The organism is uncultured Allobaculum sp., from assembly GCF_948576815.1.
Classification (GTDB): Bacteria; Bacillota_I; Bacilli_A; order Erysipelotrichales; family Erysipelotrichaceae; genus Allobaculum; species Allobaculum fili.
Genome location: NZ_CAPAEZ010000020.1, coordinates 17709 through 35480, shown reverse-complemented (window position 1 = coordinate 35480; position 17772 = coordinate 17709). Strand labels below are relative to the sequence as shown.

The window sequence follows — 17772 nt, the reverse complement described above, 5'->3', positions numbered from 1 at the left end:
TAGCGTATCTAATATTCAGTCTCGCGTATACCCGTCGATTGTTTGACACTTACGGCAAAAAGCGATCGCTTTTGAATTACTTGTTGGAAGGCAGGCAGGAAGCCACGGCTGCTGCAAGGTTGGAAAGCGGCATCGTCTGCAAAACGACTTTGCCAGGACCGGTAATGACGGTGTTGAAGAAGCCTTCGCCGCCGAACAGTTTGTTTTTTACGCCTTTAACCGTCTCCACATCGATCGAACAGGTCGAATCGATCATTGCTACGTTTCCGGTATCGACGATCAGCTTTTCGCCTGGACGCAGCGTATACGTGTAGTCGGATCCGTCAATTTCCAGAAACACAATACCCGGACCGGTGATCTGCTGCATGATGAACCCTTCCCCGGAGAAGAATCCGCTCATGCCCTTTTTCTGAAAGAAGGTAGAAAGCGTTACTTCCGGCGTGCTGGCCAGAAACGCCCCCTTCTGCGCGACGATGGATTCGCCTGGAGCCAGAATTACCGGTGTGATGCTTCCTGGAAAGGAGGAGCCAAAGGTCACCATACCCGGAACGTCCATTGCGGTATAGACGTTCTGGAAAATGCTTTCGCCGGTAAACATGCGGCCAAAAGCTTTCCCGAGGCTGGTTCCGCGCGTTTCCATATTCATGTTTGGTGTCATCCAGATCATGGATCCTTTTTCCGTGATCATGGATTCGTTCGTTTCAAGGTGGCAGATGACACAGGGAAAGTCACCGCCGACAATTTCATATTTCATACGTATCTCCCTTTTTTAACTTTGCATTGGGAATACAGAAAAATCCTGTTTCCTTCCGCTTCAGAAACAGGATTTCATACTTTGTATAGTCAAACAATCTATCGTTTCGCAGCCTGTACAGGTTCATCCGTTTTCCACGCAAAATGAACGATATCCCGCGAAACAAACCCGACAGGTTAAGCGAATTCTAAGAATTTTTCTGGAACACTTTAATGTCCGGCGTCCTGCCAGGCCTGAAGAAATTCATTCCAGTCATGGATTTCGCAGACCGTCGGATGACTCTCTTTTTCGAACGGATCGTGCTGGCGGTTGACGCGAATCCATAAGGACGGCGCGCCAAAGGCGATCGCACCGAGAATGTCCGCTTTCCACGAATCGCCGATGACCAGAATTTCATCTGGCAACAGCGTCTTGCCAAGCGCCTTGCAGGTGCGGGCGTACGCTTTTTGAAAATACGACAAGTCCGGTTTGGAAACGCCAAATTCGTCCGAAGTATAAATTTCCGTAAACAGCGTATCCATTCCCGCCGCTTTCAGCCGTTTATACTGACCGCTCTGCTTGCCGTTAGTCACGATAAATAACGGCAGACCGGCTGTTTTCAAAGCTTCTAGTCCTTCGAGCGCTTTGGGCATCGGATGGTTTCCTTCATAAAGCTGATGGTGGAACGTTTCCTCAAAGCCTTCGGGTACGGTCCGCTCAAGACCAAACGCCTTGAACAGATGGACAAACCGGGTTTTGCGCATTTCATCGCGCGTCATTTCTCCCGATTCGATGTGATCCCACAGGCAGGCGTTTTCTCTTAAAAAGATCGGATAGTACGCTTCCGTCCATTCGATGCCAAACTTTTGAAACGCATAAATCATCGCGTCCCGCGCGCACAGATCAAAACTCAGCAGCGTCTGATCGATATCGATCCAGACCGCCTGAATCTTTCCGTTTTTCAAAAGCGAAATCAGCCTGGACAGCGACAGGCTGGGTGTTTCTGCTCTGTTTTCCAATTCACTCATGATTTCAGTATAAGCGCCGGCTTTGTATTTTCGCATTCGACGCTGTATTTCTCCTTCTTTCGCAAAAAGCCCTGTCGTTCCAAACAGCAAGTTGAGCCGCTGTAACCCGAGAAAAATCCATGAAAAAGGAGCCGATTGAACGATTCGACACGGCTGGTCGACCGTGCATACGGCTCCTGATTTCTGCATTCGGTTTGAAATTCATCCTTCGATCTCGAAAGGATAAACGAATTGATAAGGATGGCGAGTTACAGGGAGATGCCCAGACGATACACTTCCTGATAAGCCGGATGGGCGATGATGTCGCCTTTTTGCATGACATTGGATCCATAAACGATCGAAACGACACGGCTGGTCGGCAGCGAATCCGTAAAGCCGGTCAGAGAGTTCACGGCTTCTTCCATTTCCGAGCGGTTAACCGGTGCGGTCAGGAAGAAGTAGAAGTCCTTGGCGTCGAAGCCGCTGAAGTAAGGGGTCATGCGGTCGATGAATGTTTTCATCATGCCGGACATCGTATAGAAATAGACCGGAGTTGCCAGAACGATGACATCCGAATCCTGAATGAGCGATACGTACTGATCGACATCATCGGGCTGCTGGTCTTCCCGGTAAAAGTCAAAATTCTGGTCCTTCAGATTGATCCGTACAATCTGATTTTCCGGATTTTCGGAAGCGCCGCGAATGAATTCTGTGCAAAGCAGATCGCAGTTTCCGTTTTCCCGGGGAGAGGAATTCACCACAATAATCTTTTTCATGCTCTTTCTCCTTTGAACCTTATATTCTGTATTCATTATAGTAAGGCAAATACGAAAACCCATTCATCATGCCTGTCTTCAAATGGGCAGACGAAGGCATGGACAAGGAGGACGGACTATGCATTTTGATCGAATCCGAAAACTGAGTATCACGATTGCGCTGATCATTCTTGTGATTTTACTGGCGGTAATGTTCCGTGCCGTTTTTGAGGGATAGTACGGCTTTCCAGGAATGATCGAAAAAGATATGCGCCGGTTCGTCAGTTCCATAAAAAAGCGGCAGACGCTCTGCCGCTTTCAGGTCTCAGGAATTTTTTTATACATTACATTTTCTTTTCCGTTCTGGAAAAGACCCAGTCTGCCTAAGCCATTACCTTGGCGTGGAATAATCAGGGACGAATCTGACCGTCGCCGAAAATGATGTATTTGGTTGTGGTCAGCTCTTCGAGACCCATCGGACCTCTGGCATGCAGTTTCTGGGTGGAAATGCCGATTTCCGCGCCAAGACCGAATTCGTGTCCATCGGTAAAGCGCGTCGAAGCGTTGACATATACCGCGGCGGCATCGACCTGATTCAGGAATTTTCGGGCATTCGCATAGTCTCTGGTCACGATGGCTTCGGAATGGCCGGTGTTGTAGGCGTTGATATGTTCGATGGCTTCGTCCACCGAATTTACCGTCTTGACGGAAATTTCATAATCGAGATATTCCCGTCCCCAGTCTTCTTCACTCGCTTCTACGGATTTGGCATGATCGATCAGCGGCAGAAGTTCTTTCTGGGCGTGAATGAGCACCTGATGTTCCGCCAGCTTTTCTTCAAGCCTGGGAAGGAGTGCATCGACGACATTTCTGTGCACGAGCAGCGATTCCACGGCGTTGCAGACGCCGACACGCTGCGTCTTTCCGTTAATGATGATGCGAACGGCCATATCCAAATCGGCGCTTTCATCGACATACACGTGGCAGTTGCCTGTTCCAGTTTCGATGACCGGTACGGTCGCATTTTCCACAACGGAAGCAATCAGCCCGGCTCCCCCGCGCGGAATGAGGACATCCACCCAGCGCGAGCAGCGCATGAGTTCCCGGGATGCTTCACGGGAGTTGTCCTTCAGCAAAGACGCCGCTTCCATAGGAAGATCAAATGCCGCCAGACTTTCCTGGAGGACTTCCACAATCGCCGCGTTGGAATTTGCGGCTTCTTTTCCGCCTTTAAGAATGACCGCGTTTCCGCTCTTGAAACAGAGCGCAAATACGTCCGCCGTAACGTTTGGACGGGCTTCATAAATGACCGCGCAGACGCCTAAGGGAACTCTCTGTTTTCCGATCAGAAGTCCGTTCGGACGTTTTTTCATTTCCAGAACGCTGCCGACGGGATCGGGCAGATCGGCCACTTCCCGCATGCCCTGCGCAATGGATTCAATGCGTGCTGCCGAAAGCATCAGACGATCCTGCAGCGGGAGGGGCATATTGTTTTCCCGGGCGGCTTCCAGGTCTTTCGCGTTGGCAGCAAGAATCCGATCGGTACTGGCGATCAGACGATTGGCCGCATCGAGCAGCACCTGGTTTTTTGTATTGGTATCGAGGGTATTCAGAATTCCGGCGGCGCGGTGCGCCTTTTCGCCGAGTCCATTCATCCAGTCTGTCATTCGAGTTCCTCCAGAAGATCATCAAAGCCCAGTCCGGAAACCGGGTTAGCGGCGAAGAACGTGCCAAGCGGTTCTCCGGCCACAAGATGTTCGATAATTCGAAAGTCTTTCGCGTTCGCAATAATCATGTCGCAGCCGATGGCGCCTGCAATCCGTGCCGCGTGAATTTTGGTCGTCATTCCGCCAGTACCTACTCCGCTTGAGGGGCCTTTGGCCAGCTGGCAGATTTCCTCATTCAGTTCGGCTACCTCGTCAATGAAACGAGCGTCTGGATTTCTGGACGGATCGTCGGTATACAGCCCGTCGATATCGGAAAGCAGGACGAGCAGATCGGCTTTAACCAGCGCCGCTACAAGCGCGGAAAGCGAATCGTTGTCGCCGATTTCAATTTCATCGGTCGCAATCGTATCGTTTTCGTTCACGATCGGAATGACGCCGAGATCAAACAGTTCTTCAAACGTATTTTTTGCGTTAAAGCGGTCTTTTTCATAGCGCATTGTGTGCTTGGTCAGAAGCAGCTGGCCGCAGTTCAGACCGTATTCCGCAAATATTTTCTGATACAGCATCATCAGCCGTGCCTGACCGACAGCGGCACAGGCTTGCTTGCGGGAAACCGAATGCGGCCGCTTGGGCAGACCGAGATACTGGGAGCCGACCATGATGGCTCCCGAAGAAACTAAGACGACATCGTAGCCGGCATTGTGCAAAGAGCAGACCTGCCGGACGAGAACGTCAAGCTTATCAAAATTTAATCGGCCGGTCTCTGGGTAAGTCAGAGAAGAAGAGCCGACTTTCACAACAATTCGTTTCGCGTCTTTAACGCGGGTTCTTAAAGATGACATGCGTTTATTGTATCCAAGTTCTAAGATGAGGCCTGAAATTTTTCAGACTTTTGAAAATTTTGGCGCCTTTTTCTTTCACTGCAGCGAAAAACCGACAGCTGCTCACAGACCGAGGCAAGGATGGACATTAAAACACGAAAAGGATGGTTTCAAGCCGCATGCTTTTATGCCCGCAACAGGACGGGTGCAGTTTTCCTTTAGTCCTTGTCCAATGTCATTAAGTTAAAATCGTAAACCTCGCTGAAGTTCCTGCACCAGAGGAGTAGAGGGATTGTTCTAAGAAGAGGAAGCATGACGAAAAGGATAATTTTTTCGTGTTTAAAAAAATCACCTGATCGTCAATTAGTGTTTTATCAAACTGTTCTACCTATATCTTTGCCTTTTCCTTTTACCTTCGCGGTCGACCAGGGCGAACAGATTCTGTCTTTCGTTCCAGAAGTTTAACAAGCCCTGCTCCGGTATACGCTCCTTCATTCCAGAAGAACGATCGAGTTGCAGCCGTAAGAAAGGTAAAGTCGATTTTTCGTTCAGCCTTCCGTTTCACAGCCCGTTCCAGCTGAAGGCGAATCTTCTTACTTTTTTCAACGTGATTACGAATTCTCGAATTCATGTTGTAAATGGTCCTCTTGGCGTAGACCTCTCCAATGACCAGTTCTTTCTTCCTGCCATGAATATGTTCCAGGCCCAGCTCTCTTTTGAGGTCTCTGAAACTGATTTCGATCTGCCAGCGCAGCCGGTAGATTTCCTTCAGATCATCCGTGCTGAAGGAATCAGCAGAGAGGTTGGTAAAGAGTGTAATAAAGGACTCTTTTTCCCCGCATTTAACCTTAAATCTGACTGCTCTTCCATGGAGGGGCAGCTCCGTTACACCGTTTGAAAACTCAGGGTGTTTTGGATAAGAAGAAATGTACTTGTATGTATCCCAGTTTTCCTTAGCTTTCTTATTGTTCTTGGAAGTTAAAGTTACATCAAACGGAATGTCATACTCTTCGGTTTCCGGTGTGGGATGGGTATGTCAAAAATTTTGTCCTCGATATCTGAAATATCCCGGCTGCCTTTAGGAACTGCCTGTGGTTCGAATGTACCAAGGCGATCACGAGGAATACGCAGATCCAGTTCGCACTGAGAAGACCTTACAGTCTTCTCAGAATAGCCGTTGCGCCGGTTGTCCGTCGATTTAGGAGCATGCGATCCGCTGGTATAGCCGAGATGCGAGTCAAGTTCTCCCTGGAGCATCTGTTCAAGGACAGGGCCAAAGATTTCCTTGATGAGGTCTGAGGCTTCTTTAAACGTCTTAGGTTTGTATTTCTTAACGATGGTTGAAGCAATCTGTTTCTGAAGGGTTGGTGCAGCTTTAGCTTTACGTGGCATAAGTGGTCTCCTTGTATAAATTTGTCAGGCTCAAGCTGATTGTATCAGCCTGATGCCTTGATGGAATTTACACAAAAGACCTTACACTCTCGCTTCCGATCTCTCCTGCATTGCCTCTTTCTGGGCCTTCTCATAGTCGAAAAGCTTCTTAACGCTTGGATAGACCAGATGGCCATTCTTCTTGCGGAAGCCTGCACGATTTGTATCGAATGCGTTCTGCGCACTCCAGTAGTAGCGGTCCGCCATCTGCAGACGATGCGCACGGTATAAAAGGCGGTACTCCCGCAGATCGAGCAGGAGCACCTGTTCAATAGACTTAAAACCGAAATAGCGAAAACAGTCTACGGCAATCGAGTCCGTCAGCTCTTTCAGGCTTTTGGGACCGGACTGTTCAGAAGGCCGAGTTTCTTCAGCTTTCCTTTGCAGACATTCGCTGTCGATAAAAAATCGATCACTTCCGATCCGAGTTTCTCCAGATCGACTTCGCCTTCTTCGAACCATTCCGTCAGTTCGTCCTTGTTCAGACGCGGGGTCTGCCTGATGTTCAGTGCCATGATTGTGTCGATCAGCACGCGCACATCGACCATGTCGCGGATGGAAATGACCGCATTGGCCAGACCCATTTCAATCTTTTCGCCGTCAATCGTGCGAACTTTGGTCTTCTCGATTTCATTCAGAAAGACGATAGACGCCTTGAGCGGATAGAGCGTTCCTCTGACATTAATTTCCATGATTTACGCCCTCTATTCCGTTACTTTTGCAGTATCTTCGAACAGATACTGGACGATATCTTTCTGCTCCTGCGTGAGCGTTACGTAGCCTTTGACGCCCATTCCATTGATTGAGTAGGTCTGCGAAAGCTCCGCAAAATCTTCGGCGCTGGCGACAGCTCCAGGCTGGTCAGATAGCCCTGATGATAGCGGGCCTTGTACTTGTCGGCATTGTCATCGGTTCCTTTTTCCGAAACGTTCACTTCCCAGATCTCCATCAGTTCTCCGGACTCCATGGCCTCCTCGAGGTCGTCGTGAACTCCGTCACCTTCGGTCACCAGAGAGGTCAGCGAGATCTCTACCTCGCCGGCTCCTGGCACGCGAATCGTTCCGTCTTTGGTTGCGACGCTGTCTGCGTCTTTGGACATGGTGCGGCTGCCTTCCGTCTGGAAAGCGACAGTTTTGGCCGCTTCCTGCGTTCTTTTGGAGTAGCGGCGAATCAGATAGAAAATCTTTTTGCCTTTTACAGGTTCTGCACTCGCGGCAAATCTCTGAAGATTGAAAGTCATTCGTTATTCCTCCTGTAATGTTTGAATTCGAGGGAAAGAATCCCCCGGTAAAGCGGCTGGTCTGTCGTGTAGTCCGGAAGGGTTTCAAGGGAACACTGCGACAGGCACCAGCTGTAGTTTTCTGTCTGCTCCAGACCTCTGCAGATCTGGCGGATAGAAAAAAGCAGGGAATCGACAGTTCCCCGCTGGGATGGGTCATTGTGCCAGACGTTAATGGAAAGCCCGGCCTGACCGAACCAGGCGCCTTTCATTCGAAAGTCTTCGATTTCATGGGCGGCACTGATGTAGATAAACGGATACGGCGTTCCTTCCGGTGGCATGACGGTACTGAACACTCGATCCGGAAACGCCTTGAGCAGTCTGGCCAGAACCGCCGCAAAGAGCTCGGTTGATGGATTGAGCTGGCTCACTTGGCAATCACCTTTTTCAGGTCCCGCAGAAACTTCGGCTTCTGCTCTTCAAATGCCGGTTTCATGTACGGCTGGGGTGCCATGAAGCGGGTTCCTTTTTCGACGTATTCGGCATAGTCCACTTCCGCACGGACTACACCAGCCATGCCGTCCGGCTCAATGGATGGGGTGATGCTTTCCCGCAGCTGTCCATGATGGCCGCCGGGATTGGTCTCTTCGGTCGAAACCGGGGCTCTTCTTTGAGCGCCTGCGGTCAGCTCTGCCGTATTGAGCCGGACCACCTTCTGAATAGCGCTGCGATTGGCTTTGGCCAGCAGCTTTTTCTGAAACGGCTTGAGGCCGCCGATGGTTGCATTCAGTCTCATGTCTGCACCTCCGATACGATAAACGACTCCTTGGTTCTGAGCCGGCGCCGAAAATCTACTTTGTACCGCCGCCCTCTTACCTCGATCTGATCGAACACAATGTCTGTGTGGTTCTGGATATGGATCGTCAGGCTCCCCTGCTTCAGGCTTCCATAAACCAGCTTCAGCATTTCCGCTCTGGTATCCATCACGGATGCGTACAGAGCTGTTTTTGTCTCTGCCCGGTCCTCGTAATTGCAGGTATCTGGGTTGAAATGGCCCGGATCTGAGCGGACCAGCTCGATTTTCGTGTCATATCTCATAAAAACCGAAGCCTCCGGATTGGGTTTTCATTCCTGGATCTCCAGTCCTGAATGTCGTCCATGAAGTCGGCAAAGTCATTGTCTTTGTAGGAAATGCTTTCGCCTTCCACGTTGTGGCTGCTCATGCCTTCGGATCCGATCCGGTTAAAGCGCCGGATCGACGCCTCAATGGCGATATATTGCATCTCTTCCGGTACTTCTTTGACGCCAAGCAAAGAGGCCAGACGGGCCGAAGTCAGCGTAATGACTGACTTCAGCTTTTCGTCCTGGCTTTCATCACTCAGGCCAAGAAGACTTTTGACCTGATCAAGCATAGGCGATCACCTATGCCGTTTTCATTTTGACTTTGACAACGGCCTTCTTGTTGTCTGTCGGAATGTATTCACCGGCTTTTCCGGCACCCTGCAGAGCTACACCGTCAAAGTCTTCGGACTCAATGGTTCGTGCGGTATTGATACCGGTGAACACTTTGGCAATGCCGCCGACGTAGGCATAGCAGATCTCATTGGTCTGGAACATGGAGTCCGGAACTTCCTCGATCAGGAATCCTTTGAACTTCACGATGCCATTGTCATCGATGTTCACGCTGCTGTTTTTGCTTGTCGTGGCCAGAGTGCTGTCAACAATCAGGTTGTAGAGATCGCTGGTGACTTTGGCATAGCGCGTGCCGACTGCCTCGATGTTGGTGAAGTATTTGGACAGCTCATTGAAGAGTGTTTTCGGATCCGAATCAGAGAGAGTCGCCGCGGCGGTAGTGATGATCTTGCCGGCATTCTGCGAAATGAATTTCCCGTGCGCCTTGTTGAACATTTCCGTTTTGGCCAGTGCCTGGAGTTCAAGTCGGTCGGCAATCGCCTGTTCCATGTTGTTGTTGACGGTGTGTCGGTCGATTCCCTCATGGAAGTTCCAGCCCCATGTGTATTCGACATCGATATCGTCATAGATGATTTCCGTACGGTTTCCAAAACGGCTTGTCGATCCGGTTCCGGTCTTGAAGGCCTTCGTATCGGTCTTGTCGTATCCTGTGCCAATCGCTACCGGAATATCACAGGCTTTCAGACTGAATGCTTTCTTGTTAAAAGCCACGCCATCAAGTGCTTCAAGCCCGCCGACAAAGAAGTCATTGAAGTAAGACTTTTTGGCAAAGACGGTCGGAAGCAGCTCTTTAAACTGCATGCCGTAAGTGCGAACGCCTTTTTCATTGTTTGCGCCTGTCGGGGTTGTGGTTGATGGCGTCTGTGTGGTCCCGCCATCGCCTTCCGCAAAGCGCTGAAGTTTGAAATCGATCATAGTTTCCTCCTATTTCCATTTGTCCAGTTTCTTCTGGAACGGACTGGCAGGCTCGTGATTGATGGATGTTCCAAAAGGCGTAGATCCGGTTGCTCTTGCCTTTTCGCCTGCCAGTCTTTCTGCCTGGAGCGTTGCAGCCATCTTCTGGATCCGCTCGTTCGTCTCTTGGGCATCTTTGCCGACAACGAAATCAAGAACGTCACTGGACACAGTCATCTTGTAGTCTTTCGAAAAGATTTCTGCAGCGCTCTTTCTCAGCTCCATCTGTTTCTGTGCCTGTTTCAGCTTAGCCACCTGCTCTTTGAGGCTCTGCGCCTCTTTCTGAGCCTGCTCCAGTTCATAGGCGCGTTTCTGGTCGGCATTCATCTTCGCCAGCTTCTCGCCTTCCTTACGGGCATCATCAACGGCTTTATCCCGATCGGCCGCCCATTTGGCGAACTTGGCGCTGATGATCCGGTCCAGATCCGCGTCCGTGTATTTGGCTGAATCGCCTTTCGGCTCCTCTGCCGGTTTCCCCTGGTCTGGTGCCTGGGCGTTTTCTGCTTCATCAGCGAAACGCTGAAGATTCAGTTTTTCCATTTCCTTTGTTCCTCCCGGTTTAACGTCATGTCGGACGATTCTTCCAGAGCTTTTAATGCCGTCCCTGCCTGGGCATAGAAAAAGCGGACCGTTAAGCCCGCCCAATCTTCAGTTGAACATATTGGGGATACGTTCTCTCGATCCCCTGAATTCCTGACAGAAAGAAGTTCAGATAATCCCTTGCTTCCTCCTCTTCCCTCCATCTGATGATCGGATCCGGGGTGATCTTAATTACAGATGCTTTTTCATTCTCTGTAATGGCTTTGACTACACACTTCGGCAGAGCTCTTTTGAGCGTTTCATACAGGGTAGAAACCGCGGCGCATACGATATCCTGACCCGCTGGCGCATACCCTGCATGACCTTTAATCGAGATGTAGGAGCGCAGATCTGTTTTAACAGTGATCATTTCGCTTTGCCTCCCCTTTGACAGTGATATCAGGAACCACATCTGCAAAGCAGATCCTGGTTGTTCTCCTGTTGGAGTGGATAACATCGATCATGATTTCACGAACATCATCATTTCCCATTGAGTTGTAATCAATAATCCAGTTGATGCAGTCCATGACTACCCCTAACGGCTGAGGTTTAAGCAGCTCGATCAGTTTGGTGAGTGTGGTCTCGATTTCTCTTTTTTCAACATCAGTCATTTCATTCCTCCAAAAGAAAAACGCCTCATTTGAGACGGAAATCAATACTCCTTTTTAACAATATCAAGTCTGGAAAACGGCACTTTATTGGCGACACTGTTTACTTCAACACTAAATGCGACATCAACTGCGTGCTTCAGCTTCTGCCAGTCCATGTAAGTGATGCCTTCCAAGTCACTGAGAATCTGGTCTCGTTTTTCTTCTGTCATATCTTCCTCCTGAAATCTCGAGTCCCCCATTTATAAGTTTTGGCAGCAGATATTCCCGCATTTGCGCCAGAATGTCATTCTCCAAATTATTCAGCATCACGGTTTGATTTACCCATAACTGAATAAACTGATTAAAGATTGACGGCAGATCATCTTTACTCTTGAAGCGAATCGAAAGCTCACGACTTCGCGTGAATGTCAGATAATCTTCTCTTTCGATTTTGACGGATGAGAATTCTTCTATTGCTTTCGCTGCTTCCGCGCTTGCCTTCTTGCTCTTCTCCCATAGCTCCTGATCGATGCGCAGTTCTTTTGCCAGCGTTTCATTGATCGTAAGCTTGCATGCGTTCTTCAATCTGACTATGGAATTGTATTGCCGGGCCAGCCAATCAAGCTTGGTTTCCTCCGGTTCGTCTGGATCTGTATTCAGATAAAGACCGGGCGAAAGACGGCAATCATTCTTTATCAGTAAATCGGCGCTCCGAAAAGTCGAAAAATCAGTATCCAGACGGTAATTGACAGCCTTCGTGATGTTTTCGATTGCTTGATCATTCAGAACGTTCAGTTCTTTGCGATAGATCCGCCCGGTATGCGATGTTCCTCCGTACTGTCCTCTCTGCTCACGAACTTCTTTTGAAGCCAGCCTTGAGGCATCAATCAGCATCACGTGATCAGCGGGTTCATGAGAGAGAACCAGAACACAGACAGGAATTGATGTAGAAAGAAACATTTTTTCAGGGCATTTGATGACAGCCTTCAGGCGCCCGGATTGAAGAAGCGAACGAACAACGCTTTTATCCTTCGTCTCGTTGAGAATTCCCGCCGGGAGAATCACTGCGGCTCTTCCTGCCGTTCGATCGAGCGCAGACAATACAAATGACCAGTTACCCGTATTTGCGGGCGGCCAAAGGCTTGCGGGCTGGATGTTAAAGGGCGGATTCGATACAGCCCCGTACGCCTTTGTCTGATCTGTCAGCAAGGTCAGTGCGTCAGCCTGAACAACTTCCGCATCCAGTCCATGAACCGCATAGTTGAATCGAAGGCAGGCCGCTGCTTTTGGATCCAGCTCGATTGCTTTGATCTTTGTGTCTGGATCAGCATAGAGAGAAAGAGATCCGGTTCCTGCGCACAGATCAACAAGCGTCCTGCATGGTCCGACAAGATGTAGCAGCAGCTTTGAAAGCGAAGGCGGCGTATAGTCCTGTTTCAGACCTTCTCGATCTGCCAGATAGTACTGATAGAATTCACGGATCCAATCCCGATCTGTTCCGAACTCTTCCTGGTACCTTTCGATCAGATTCGGACTGCTGCGATTCAGAATCTCTGGTACTTCTTCGACTTTATCGGTTTCCAGCATACGCAGGAATCTGTCTTTGAATTCCAGAAGTTCCATCTGTTACCCTCCTTTCGAGCAAAAGAAAAGAGCCGGTTAGCGGCTCTTCATTTTACGCTTTGGTTTATTCCGATGCATGAGCTGTTCATTCTTCAGCTTTTCTTCTTCTATTGCTTTTTCTAATTCTTCTAAACTCATATTTTTTATATCTTCAGGAATCCCGTCGTAGTAGCTTTCAAAATCGAAGTTTCTGTTTTCTTTATTCCTCATAGTTTTATCCATCTTAGTCCATAGTTTTCAGAAAACTCATCAAGAGTTACTTGGTAAGCCTTATCAATACTTCCAAATATCAGTCTATTCTTCTCAACAGCCAGGTCAAATGCTCTAGCAGAAAATTCTTTTTTTCCTACCTTGTATCCATAAATATCCCCATTATGACATGCGATTACCCCATAACCATAGCCATTTCGAAACGCACTGGCGAAATCTGATCCGCTCGGAGGATAATTTTCTGGATGATTATGGATAGAAATGAGTTGCTTTGGCTCAGCTTTTTTTATTGCTCGTTTCATCTCATCGTTATAGATCACATGCTGGTGCCGATCAGCTTCATCACTTACAGAAACAGTTTCAGTTTTTGTTTGAGAAGCTACAACCTTTTTAGATTTAGAGTCAATCAAATGAATATCTTCAAAATCTGTTCCACTACGATGTTCAAGGATATCAATTGCTTTTTGGTATAAACGGTCAGCTAACTCTTCGTCATTAACGAGTTTAATAAACTTTTGTTTATACTCTGGGCTTTTTACCTTCTCCCAATTTACGGCATATTCTCTGTCTTTATCTCTAGATTTTTCTCTTTCTTCGTCTTTACCTTGTTCAGGATTGTCGCGTCGTTTCTTCCAGTCTTCCCAGCTCAGTCCGTGTTCATCATAGGTATCTGACCATTCATCGAATGCCGCTTCGTCAAAGCCGTCGTCTCCGGCTTCGTCTCTTGCTTCATATGGTGCAATGGAGCATCGGCAGTTTGGATGCATCGGCGGTGCATTTTCACCTGTAGCCAGCTTGGGAATCGGATAATGATGACCGTTAATCGCCTTGCAGTCGTCACAGCAGTCAGGACTGGAAACGATCTGGAGTTCATCAAAGCCGCTTGCCTGCATAGAATCGAGAGCAGCCTGAACCTGCACTCTGGCAAGCTCTGTACTCATCAGCGTCTGTGCCTGCCGGATTGATTTGCCGGTCTGCTTTTTCAGTTCCCTGGCAAATGGTGCCGCACCTTTTCCAAGAATCAGACAGTCCTGAAGTGATTTCGTCAGGACTTTTTTCAGCTTGTCCTGCTGAGTTCCCCAGATCCGCTGGGAAAAATTTGCTCCATGAAAGGAGGCTTTGACGATTGTCTGAACGTGAGCCAGATTGTTCAGAACCGTTTTGCCAAGAATGCCGCTCTGTCTGGTGTAAGTCTGCAAAGCTCGATCGGTCAGAGCATCATGAACGACGCTGCATACTTTGCGCTGAGCATTGGCAATCCGCAGATCCATCTGGTGTTTAAGCATCTGCAGACGGGAAATCTTCATGGCCGTGTTGTAACGCTTCATTTCCTCATCAGCCTGCCGGGTGAAGTAGCTCTTAGCCGGCCAATGTTCCCATGTTCCGGCATCCATGTCCTTAGCGGCATCTTCGCAATACCGTTTGGCCAGACTGGAGTAATAGCGGATATCCGTCTGATCCAGGTACTGTTTGGCCTGCGCCAATGTCAGACCATTTTCATCGGCGTATTTCTGATAGAACACGGCAATCTGATCGCTGATCTCATCGGACATGGTCTGATAAACATCATTGATCTCTTTCTGCCAGTTCGTATTCTGCTTCTGGCAATCGGTCTGCCACTTCTTCTCCCGGTCTTTCCAGTACTTACTGGAGGCCATAGCCGCTCTCCGGTTCTTCCAGGCTGTCTTCCTCTTCCGGGGTCACAGACGGGTGAGAATCGAAGTCCATGAGCGGCTGAGGCTCCTGTTCCTGTTCGATTTTCTCAAGCTCTGCCTTCGGATCCGACACGATCGAGAGTAATGAGAGCTGTGTTTCATGGGAGACGATGCCGGACAGCTGTGCGGCTGTCTGTGCCTCTTCCAGGCGATTCTTGGGAAGGTTGCGGCTTGTTGTTACCTGCAGTTCCTTCCATGCGTTCTCATCGCTGACGTTGGTCTTGAGAGTCGCCCAGATCTTGTAGCGCTTGCGCAGGCTCTTCTCAATCTTGCGATCAAAGCCGGATGCCAGATTGCTCATCGCCTGCAGCTTGTAAGCCAAGGCGGTTCCGCTTGAGGCATTGCCAAAGCTTTCATCGCTGATGTTGGCCACCATCGAGATCTGGTAGATCTGCCGATCCAGACGGTCCAGCAGGTTTTCCTGCGTGGAGTCAGCTGTCGGCTTGGCCATAAAATCGACTGTCGTGCCTGTTGTGTCGCCATATACTGGCAGATTGATGATCCGGTTTTCACGGATTCGCTTCACTTCCTCATCGTCGATGTCCACGCCGATCAGCTTCATGTAAGCTTCGGCGAAGGCGTCAACGTCATTGGCTTTCTCGCCGATTGCGCGGTTGTAGGCTTCGATCAGGCCTGTAACGTTCTCATACAGACCAAGCCGCTGTCGGTTCATCAGATACTCGACAACCGGGATCAGGCCATATGGATTGTCGAGGGTTTCGGTAAAGTTCCCTTTGTCGAAGCGGATGATCTGGTCTCTGGTCAGCACTTCGCCAAAAAGCTCGCCCTGGCTGCCTTCAATCTCATGAACGGCATAGCGAACCGCAAACAAGGCTCTGTTTCGGACTGTATCGTCGTAAACGATAAAGAGCTCCTTCGGTGTGCAGACTGTCATTCTGGTCTTTGCTTCCTCGTCCTGGTAGAGGTACTCGAAAGCATGGCCATAAATGCAGACATCCTGAAAGAGCTCGTATTCATGATCAGACAGTTCATTTTCGTTCTGAAATTCGCGCATGGCTTCGGCTACCGTATCATCTGGATGGCTTTCCTTGATTGGAATGCCGTAGGCATAGCCCAGAAAGGTTTCGGTAATATAGCGCGGGTAATTGATCGCCAGCCGGTTGTCCGGTTTCCAGTCCGGCTTATCCGGCTGCTGATAGATGCTGTGGAAACCTTTGTACATTTCTTCAAGATACTTGTAGCGCTGCATTCGGCTGGCGTGCTTGTCGATAAACCGCTTGACCAATGCGTAGTCAAGGTTCACATCCGTCTCGCAAATCAGAGGTTCCGGAAGCTGGTATGGTCTTTTGGTACTCATTTAGAATCCTCCTTTGATCGAACGAACCTTCACAGATCCGCGCTGGATGGGCTCCATCGCATAGCGCATGGCGTCCATCAAATGGTTGAAATCATCGATTGGCTTGTTGATCGAATTGCCAAACTTGTCTTTGTCCCACTGGTAGTTCTGAATCTCTGTAACGAAGTTCACACAGCGCGGCTTGATGATGATCTCGTAGTCCTGGATAAACTGAACGCCGGCTCGTACGGAGTCGGCGCCTTTTCTCGATCCATTGATTTTCAGGCCCATTTGGGCCAGCTCATAAATTGACTTCGCATCTGCGCAGTCGGCGATGATCCGGTTCTTGCGATACCCCAGCGCATCGATCCGTTCATAGATCCGGCTGTTGGTCATGCCTTTCTCATAGTTCTCGTCCCAGACCCAGAGTTTTCGATTCACCTTGTCAGCGAATCCCACGAAAAAAGCGGTTGGGTCGTTGGTAAAACCAAAGTCCAGACCGCTGACGGTGACTGCATCTCCAATGTCGGTAATTTCAAAGTCCCGAATATGAAAGTTCTCATAGACGAGTCCGTCCACGATTCCCCAGTTGCCAAGGCCAGCAACTTCATAGCGCCTCGGGTTGCGCTTTTTCATGTCCTCAAAGAGCTCCAAATCGCTCTGATCCAGCCATTCGTTGCAGAGGTAGTTCGTAGTCAGGGCAAGAACGTTTTCGCTCTCAGGCGCGTCAAAGAAGCGCTTTTTGAGCCAATGGTGCTCATTCCACGGGTTGAATGTGATTGTCCATTGCTTCCAGAGTCCATCAGGCAGTTCGCCTCGGATCGACTCGTCCAGCGTGCTGAAATCCTCTTCGCTGGTCAGCTCGTATGCTTCCTCGATCCAGCCCCAGCAAAGAGATCCAACAGGCACTGTGATCGACGTAACCTTCAGCGGATCGTCCAGGCCACGAAAGAGAATTTTTTGCCCTGTGGGCTTGTATGTGGCCTCCAGAGGAGAAAGCTTGAACTCCCAGAAGCGGGAACACTTCAGACGCTGACAGGCCCACTGCAGATCCGTAAAGCAGGAATCTTTCAGCGTTCTATACGTCTTGCGGACAACCAGCAGGTTGGATCCGGGATGCTTCATCAGATTGTAGATGAACCAGAGCGCCGTCGTCTTGGATTTCTTGGACGCTCGGCTGCCTTTGACAACCCGGTAGCGACCACGGAAGTTCCAGAACGTTTTATAGCCTTTGCCGACAATGTCCGGCAGGTAGATCTTCTCAGTCTTCAAGATCGCTTTCTCCTGCAAAGACAGGTGTAGAGACTTCCATTTCGACTTTGTCCTTGAACATGCCGTAGGCCTTGCCGATCAGTTCAAGCGCCCGGATCCGGTCCTGCGTTTTGGACTTGACCTCTTTGATATCGCCATCCATCGTCAGCAGTTCATCCGTCGTCTGCTCCCGACCGATCGCCGTCAGACGCTCCATGACCTCCTTGGCATCCATGGTCTTTTCGTCGTGGATCTTAGCCAGGGCAACGCTGATGTATTCGTTAACACTAGCATTTCCTAGCAATCGAGCCGCACAGGCACCAGCAACGTCTTCACTTTTTACGTTCTTGTAAACCTTCAGGTAAGCCTGAGTGGCATTCAGGCCATTTGCCAGGTATTCATCACAGAACAGCTTTTGTTTTTCCGTCATAACTCAGACCTCCTTCC

At 49.4% G+C, this 17772-nt stretch carries 25 protein-coding genes; all 25 read right to left on the bottom strand.

Annotated elements, in window-relative coordinates; translation table 11 throughout:
• Window positions 1-76 precede the first annotated feature (76 nt).
• The gene (locus Q2J39_RS04325; protein ID WP_288339146.1) at window positions 77-754 is read right to left on the bottom strand and encodes a TIGR00266 family protein; all 678 of its coding nucleotides are present in this window, start codon (window positions 752-754) and stop codon (window positions 77-79) included.
• A 209-nt stretch (window positions 755-963) separates the two neighbouring features.
• Window positions 964-1761: an HAD family hydrolase gene (locus Q2J39_RS04320; RefSeq protein ID WP_288339147.1), complete on the bottom strand. Its 798-nt coding sequence runs from the start codon at window positions 1759-1761 to the stop codon at window positions 964-966.
• Window positions 1762-2009: 248 nt separating this feature from the next.
• Window positions 2010-2516: a flavodoxin family protein gene (locus tag Q2J39_RS04315; RefSeq protein ID WP_230268130.1), complete on the bottom strand. Its 507-nt coding sequence runs from the start codon at window positions 2514-2516 to the stop codon at window positions 2010-2012.
• 389 nt (window positions 2517-2905) lie between these two features.
• Window positions 2906-4162 (bottom strand): glutamate-5-semialdehyde dehydrogenase, encoded by a 1257-nt coding sequence (locus Q2J39_RS04310; protein ID WP_288339148.1) that lies wholly within the window; start codon window positions 4160-4162, stop codon window positions 2906-2908.
• Window positions 4159-5004 (bottom strand): glutamate 5-kinase, encoded by an 846-nt coding sequence (proB, locus tag Q2J39_RS04305; RefSeq protein ID WP_230268132.1) that lies wholly within the window; start codon window positions 5002-5004, stop codon window positions 4159-4161. The genes Q2J39_RS04310 and proB overlap by 4 nt, the downstream gene beginning before the upstream one ends.
• 388 nt (window positions 5005-5392) lie before the next feature.
• The gene (locus Q2J39_RS10780) at window positions 5393-5911 is read right to left on the bottom strand and encodes a transposase (RefSeq protein ID WP_353887475.1); all 519 of its coding nucleotides are present in this window, start codon (window positions 5909-5911) and stop codon (window positions 5393-5395) included.
• Between the two features lie 56 nt (window positions 5912-5967).
• Entirely contained in the window at window positions 5968-6375 is a 408-nt protein-coding gene (locus Q2J39_RS04300; protein WP_288339149.1) for a transposase, read from the bottom strand.
• An 81-nt stretch (window positions 6376-6456) separates the two neighbouring features.
• Entirely contained in the window at window positions 6457-6678 is a 222-nt protein-coding gene (locus Q2J39_RS04295; protein ID WP_288339150.1) for a hypothetical protein, read from the bottom strand.
• Between the two features lie 65 nt (window positions 6679-6743).
• Window positions 6744-7106 (bottom strand): tail assembly chaperone, encoded by a 363-nt coding sequence (locus tag Q2J39_RS04290; RefSeq protein WP_288339151.1) that lies wholly within the window; start codon window positions 7104-7106, stop codon window positions 6744-6746.
• Between the two features lie 80 nt (window positions 7107-7186).
• Entirely contained in the window at window positions 7187-7654 is a 468-nt protein-coding gene (locus Q2J39_RS04285) for a phage major tail protein, TP901-1 family (RefSeq protein WP_288339152.1), read from the bottom strand.
• Window positions 7651-8064: a hypothetical protein gene (locus Q2J39_RS04280; protein WP_288339153.1), complete on the bottom strand. Its 414-nt coding sequence runs from the start codon at window positions 8062-8064 to the stop codon at window positions 7651-7653. Before Q2J39_RS04280 ends, Q2J39_RS04285 begins: the two co-directional genes overlap by 4 nt.
• Window positions 8061-8429, bottom strand: a complete 369-nt coding sequence (locus Q2J39_RS04275; RefSeq protein ID WP_288339154.1) for an HK97-gp10 family putative phage morphogenesis protein — start codon at window positions 8427-8429, stop codon at window positions 8061-8063. Before Q2J39_RS04275 ends, Q2J39_RS04280 begins: the two co-directional genes overlap by 4 nt.
• Complete coding sequence (locus Q2J39_RS04270) at window positions 8426-8731, bottom strand: hypothetical protein (RefSeq protein ID WP_230268535.1); 306 nt, start codon at window positions 8729-8731, stop codon at window positions 8426-8428. The genes Q2J39_RS04275 and Q2J39_RS04270 overlap by 4 nt, the downstream gene beginning before the upstream one ends.
• Entirely contained in the window at window positions 8728-9045 is a 318-nt protein-coding gene (locus tag Q2J39_RS04265; protein ID WP_288339155.1) for a phage head-tail connector protein, read from the bottom strand. The genes Q2J39_RS04270 and Q2J39_RS04265 overlap by 4 nt, the downstream gene beginning before the upstream one ends.
• A 10-nt stretch (window positions 9046-9055) precedes the next feature.
• Window positions 9056-10021 carry a hypothetical protein gene (locus Q2J39_RS04260; RefSeq protein WP_288339156.1) on the bottom strand — a complete coding sequence of 322 codons (966 nt, stop codon included), beginning with the start codon at window positions 10019-10021 and terminating at the stop codon, window positions 9056-9058.
• 9 nt (window positions 10022-10030) lie between these two features.
• The gene (locus Q2J39_RS04255; protein ID WP_288339157.1) at window positions 10031-10600 is read right to left on the bottom strand and encodes a DUF4355 domain-containing protein; all 570 of its coding nucleotides are present in this window, start codon (window positions 10598-10600) and stop codon (window positions 10031-10033) included.
• 91 nt (window positions 10601-10691) lie between these two features.
• On the bottom strand, window positions 10692-11009 hold the full coding sequence (locus tag Q2J39_RS04250; protein WP_288339158.1) for a ribosomal-processing cysteine protease Prp: 318 nt from the start codon (window positions 11007-11009) through the stop codon (window positions 10692-10694).
• Window positions 10996-11250: a hypothetical protein gene (locus Q2J39_RS04245; protein WP_288339159.1), complete on the bottom strand. Its 255-nt coding sequence runs from the start codon at window positions 11248-11250 to the stop codon at window positions 10996-10998. Before Q2J39_RS04245 ends, Q2J39_RS04250 begins: the two co-directional genes overlap by 14 nt.
• A gap of 41 nt (window positions 11251-11291) precedes the next feature.
• A complete protein-coding gene (locus Q2J39_RS04240; RefSeq protein WP_288339160.1) occupies window positions 11292-11459 on the bottom strand; it encodes a hypothetical protein in 168 nt (55 codons plus the stop codon).
• Complete coding sequence (locus Q2J39_RS04235; protein WP_288339161.1) at window positions 11425-12852, bottom strand: N-6 DNA methylase; 1428 nt, start codon at window positions 12850-12852, stop codon at window positions 11425-11427. The genes Q2J39_RS04240 and Q2J39_RS04235 overlap by 35 nt, the downstream gene beginning before the upstream one ends.
• Window positions 12853-12888: 36 nt before the next feature.
• Complete coding sequence (locus tag Q2J39_RS04230) at window positions 12889-13062, bottom strand: hypothetical protein (RefSeq protein ID WP_288339162.1); 174 nt, start codon at window positions 13060-13062, stop codon at window positions 12889-12891.
• Complete coding sequence (locus tag Q2J39_RS04225; protein ID WP_288339163.1) at window positions 13059-14720, bottom strand: minor capsid protein; 1662 nt, start codon at window positions 14718-14720, stop codon at window positions 13059-13061. The genes Q2J39_RS04230 and Q2J39_RS04225 overlap by 4 nt, the downstream gene beginning before the upstream one ends.
• Entirely contained in the window at window positions 14707-16095 is a 1389-nt protein-coding gene (locus tag Q2J39_RS04220; protein ID WP_288339164.1) for a phage portal protein, read from the bottom strand. The genes Q2J39_RS04225 and Q2J39_RS04220 overlap by 14 nt, the downstream gene beginning before the upstream one ends.
• On the bottom strand, window positions 16096-17346 hold the full coding sequence (locus Q2J39_RS04215; RefSeq protein WP_288339165.1) for a PBSX family phage terminase large subunit: 1251 nt from the start codon (window positions 17344-17346) through the stop codon (window positions 16096-16098).
• On the bottom strand, window positions 17336-17755 hold the full coding sequence (locus Q2J39_RS04210) for a terminase small subunit (protein ID WP_288339166.1): 420 nt from the start codon (window positions 17753-17755) through the stop codon (window positions 17336-17338). Before Q2J39_RS04210 ends, Q2J39_RS04215 begins: the two co-directional genes overlap by 11 nt.
• Window positions 17756-17772: the final 17 nt, after the last annotated feature.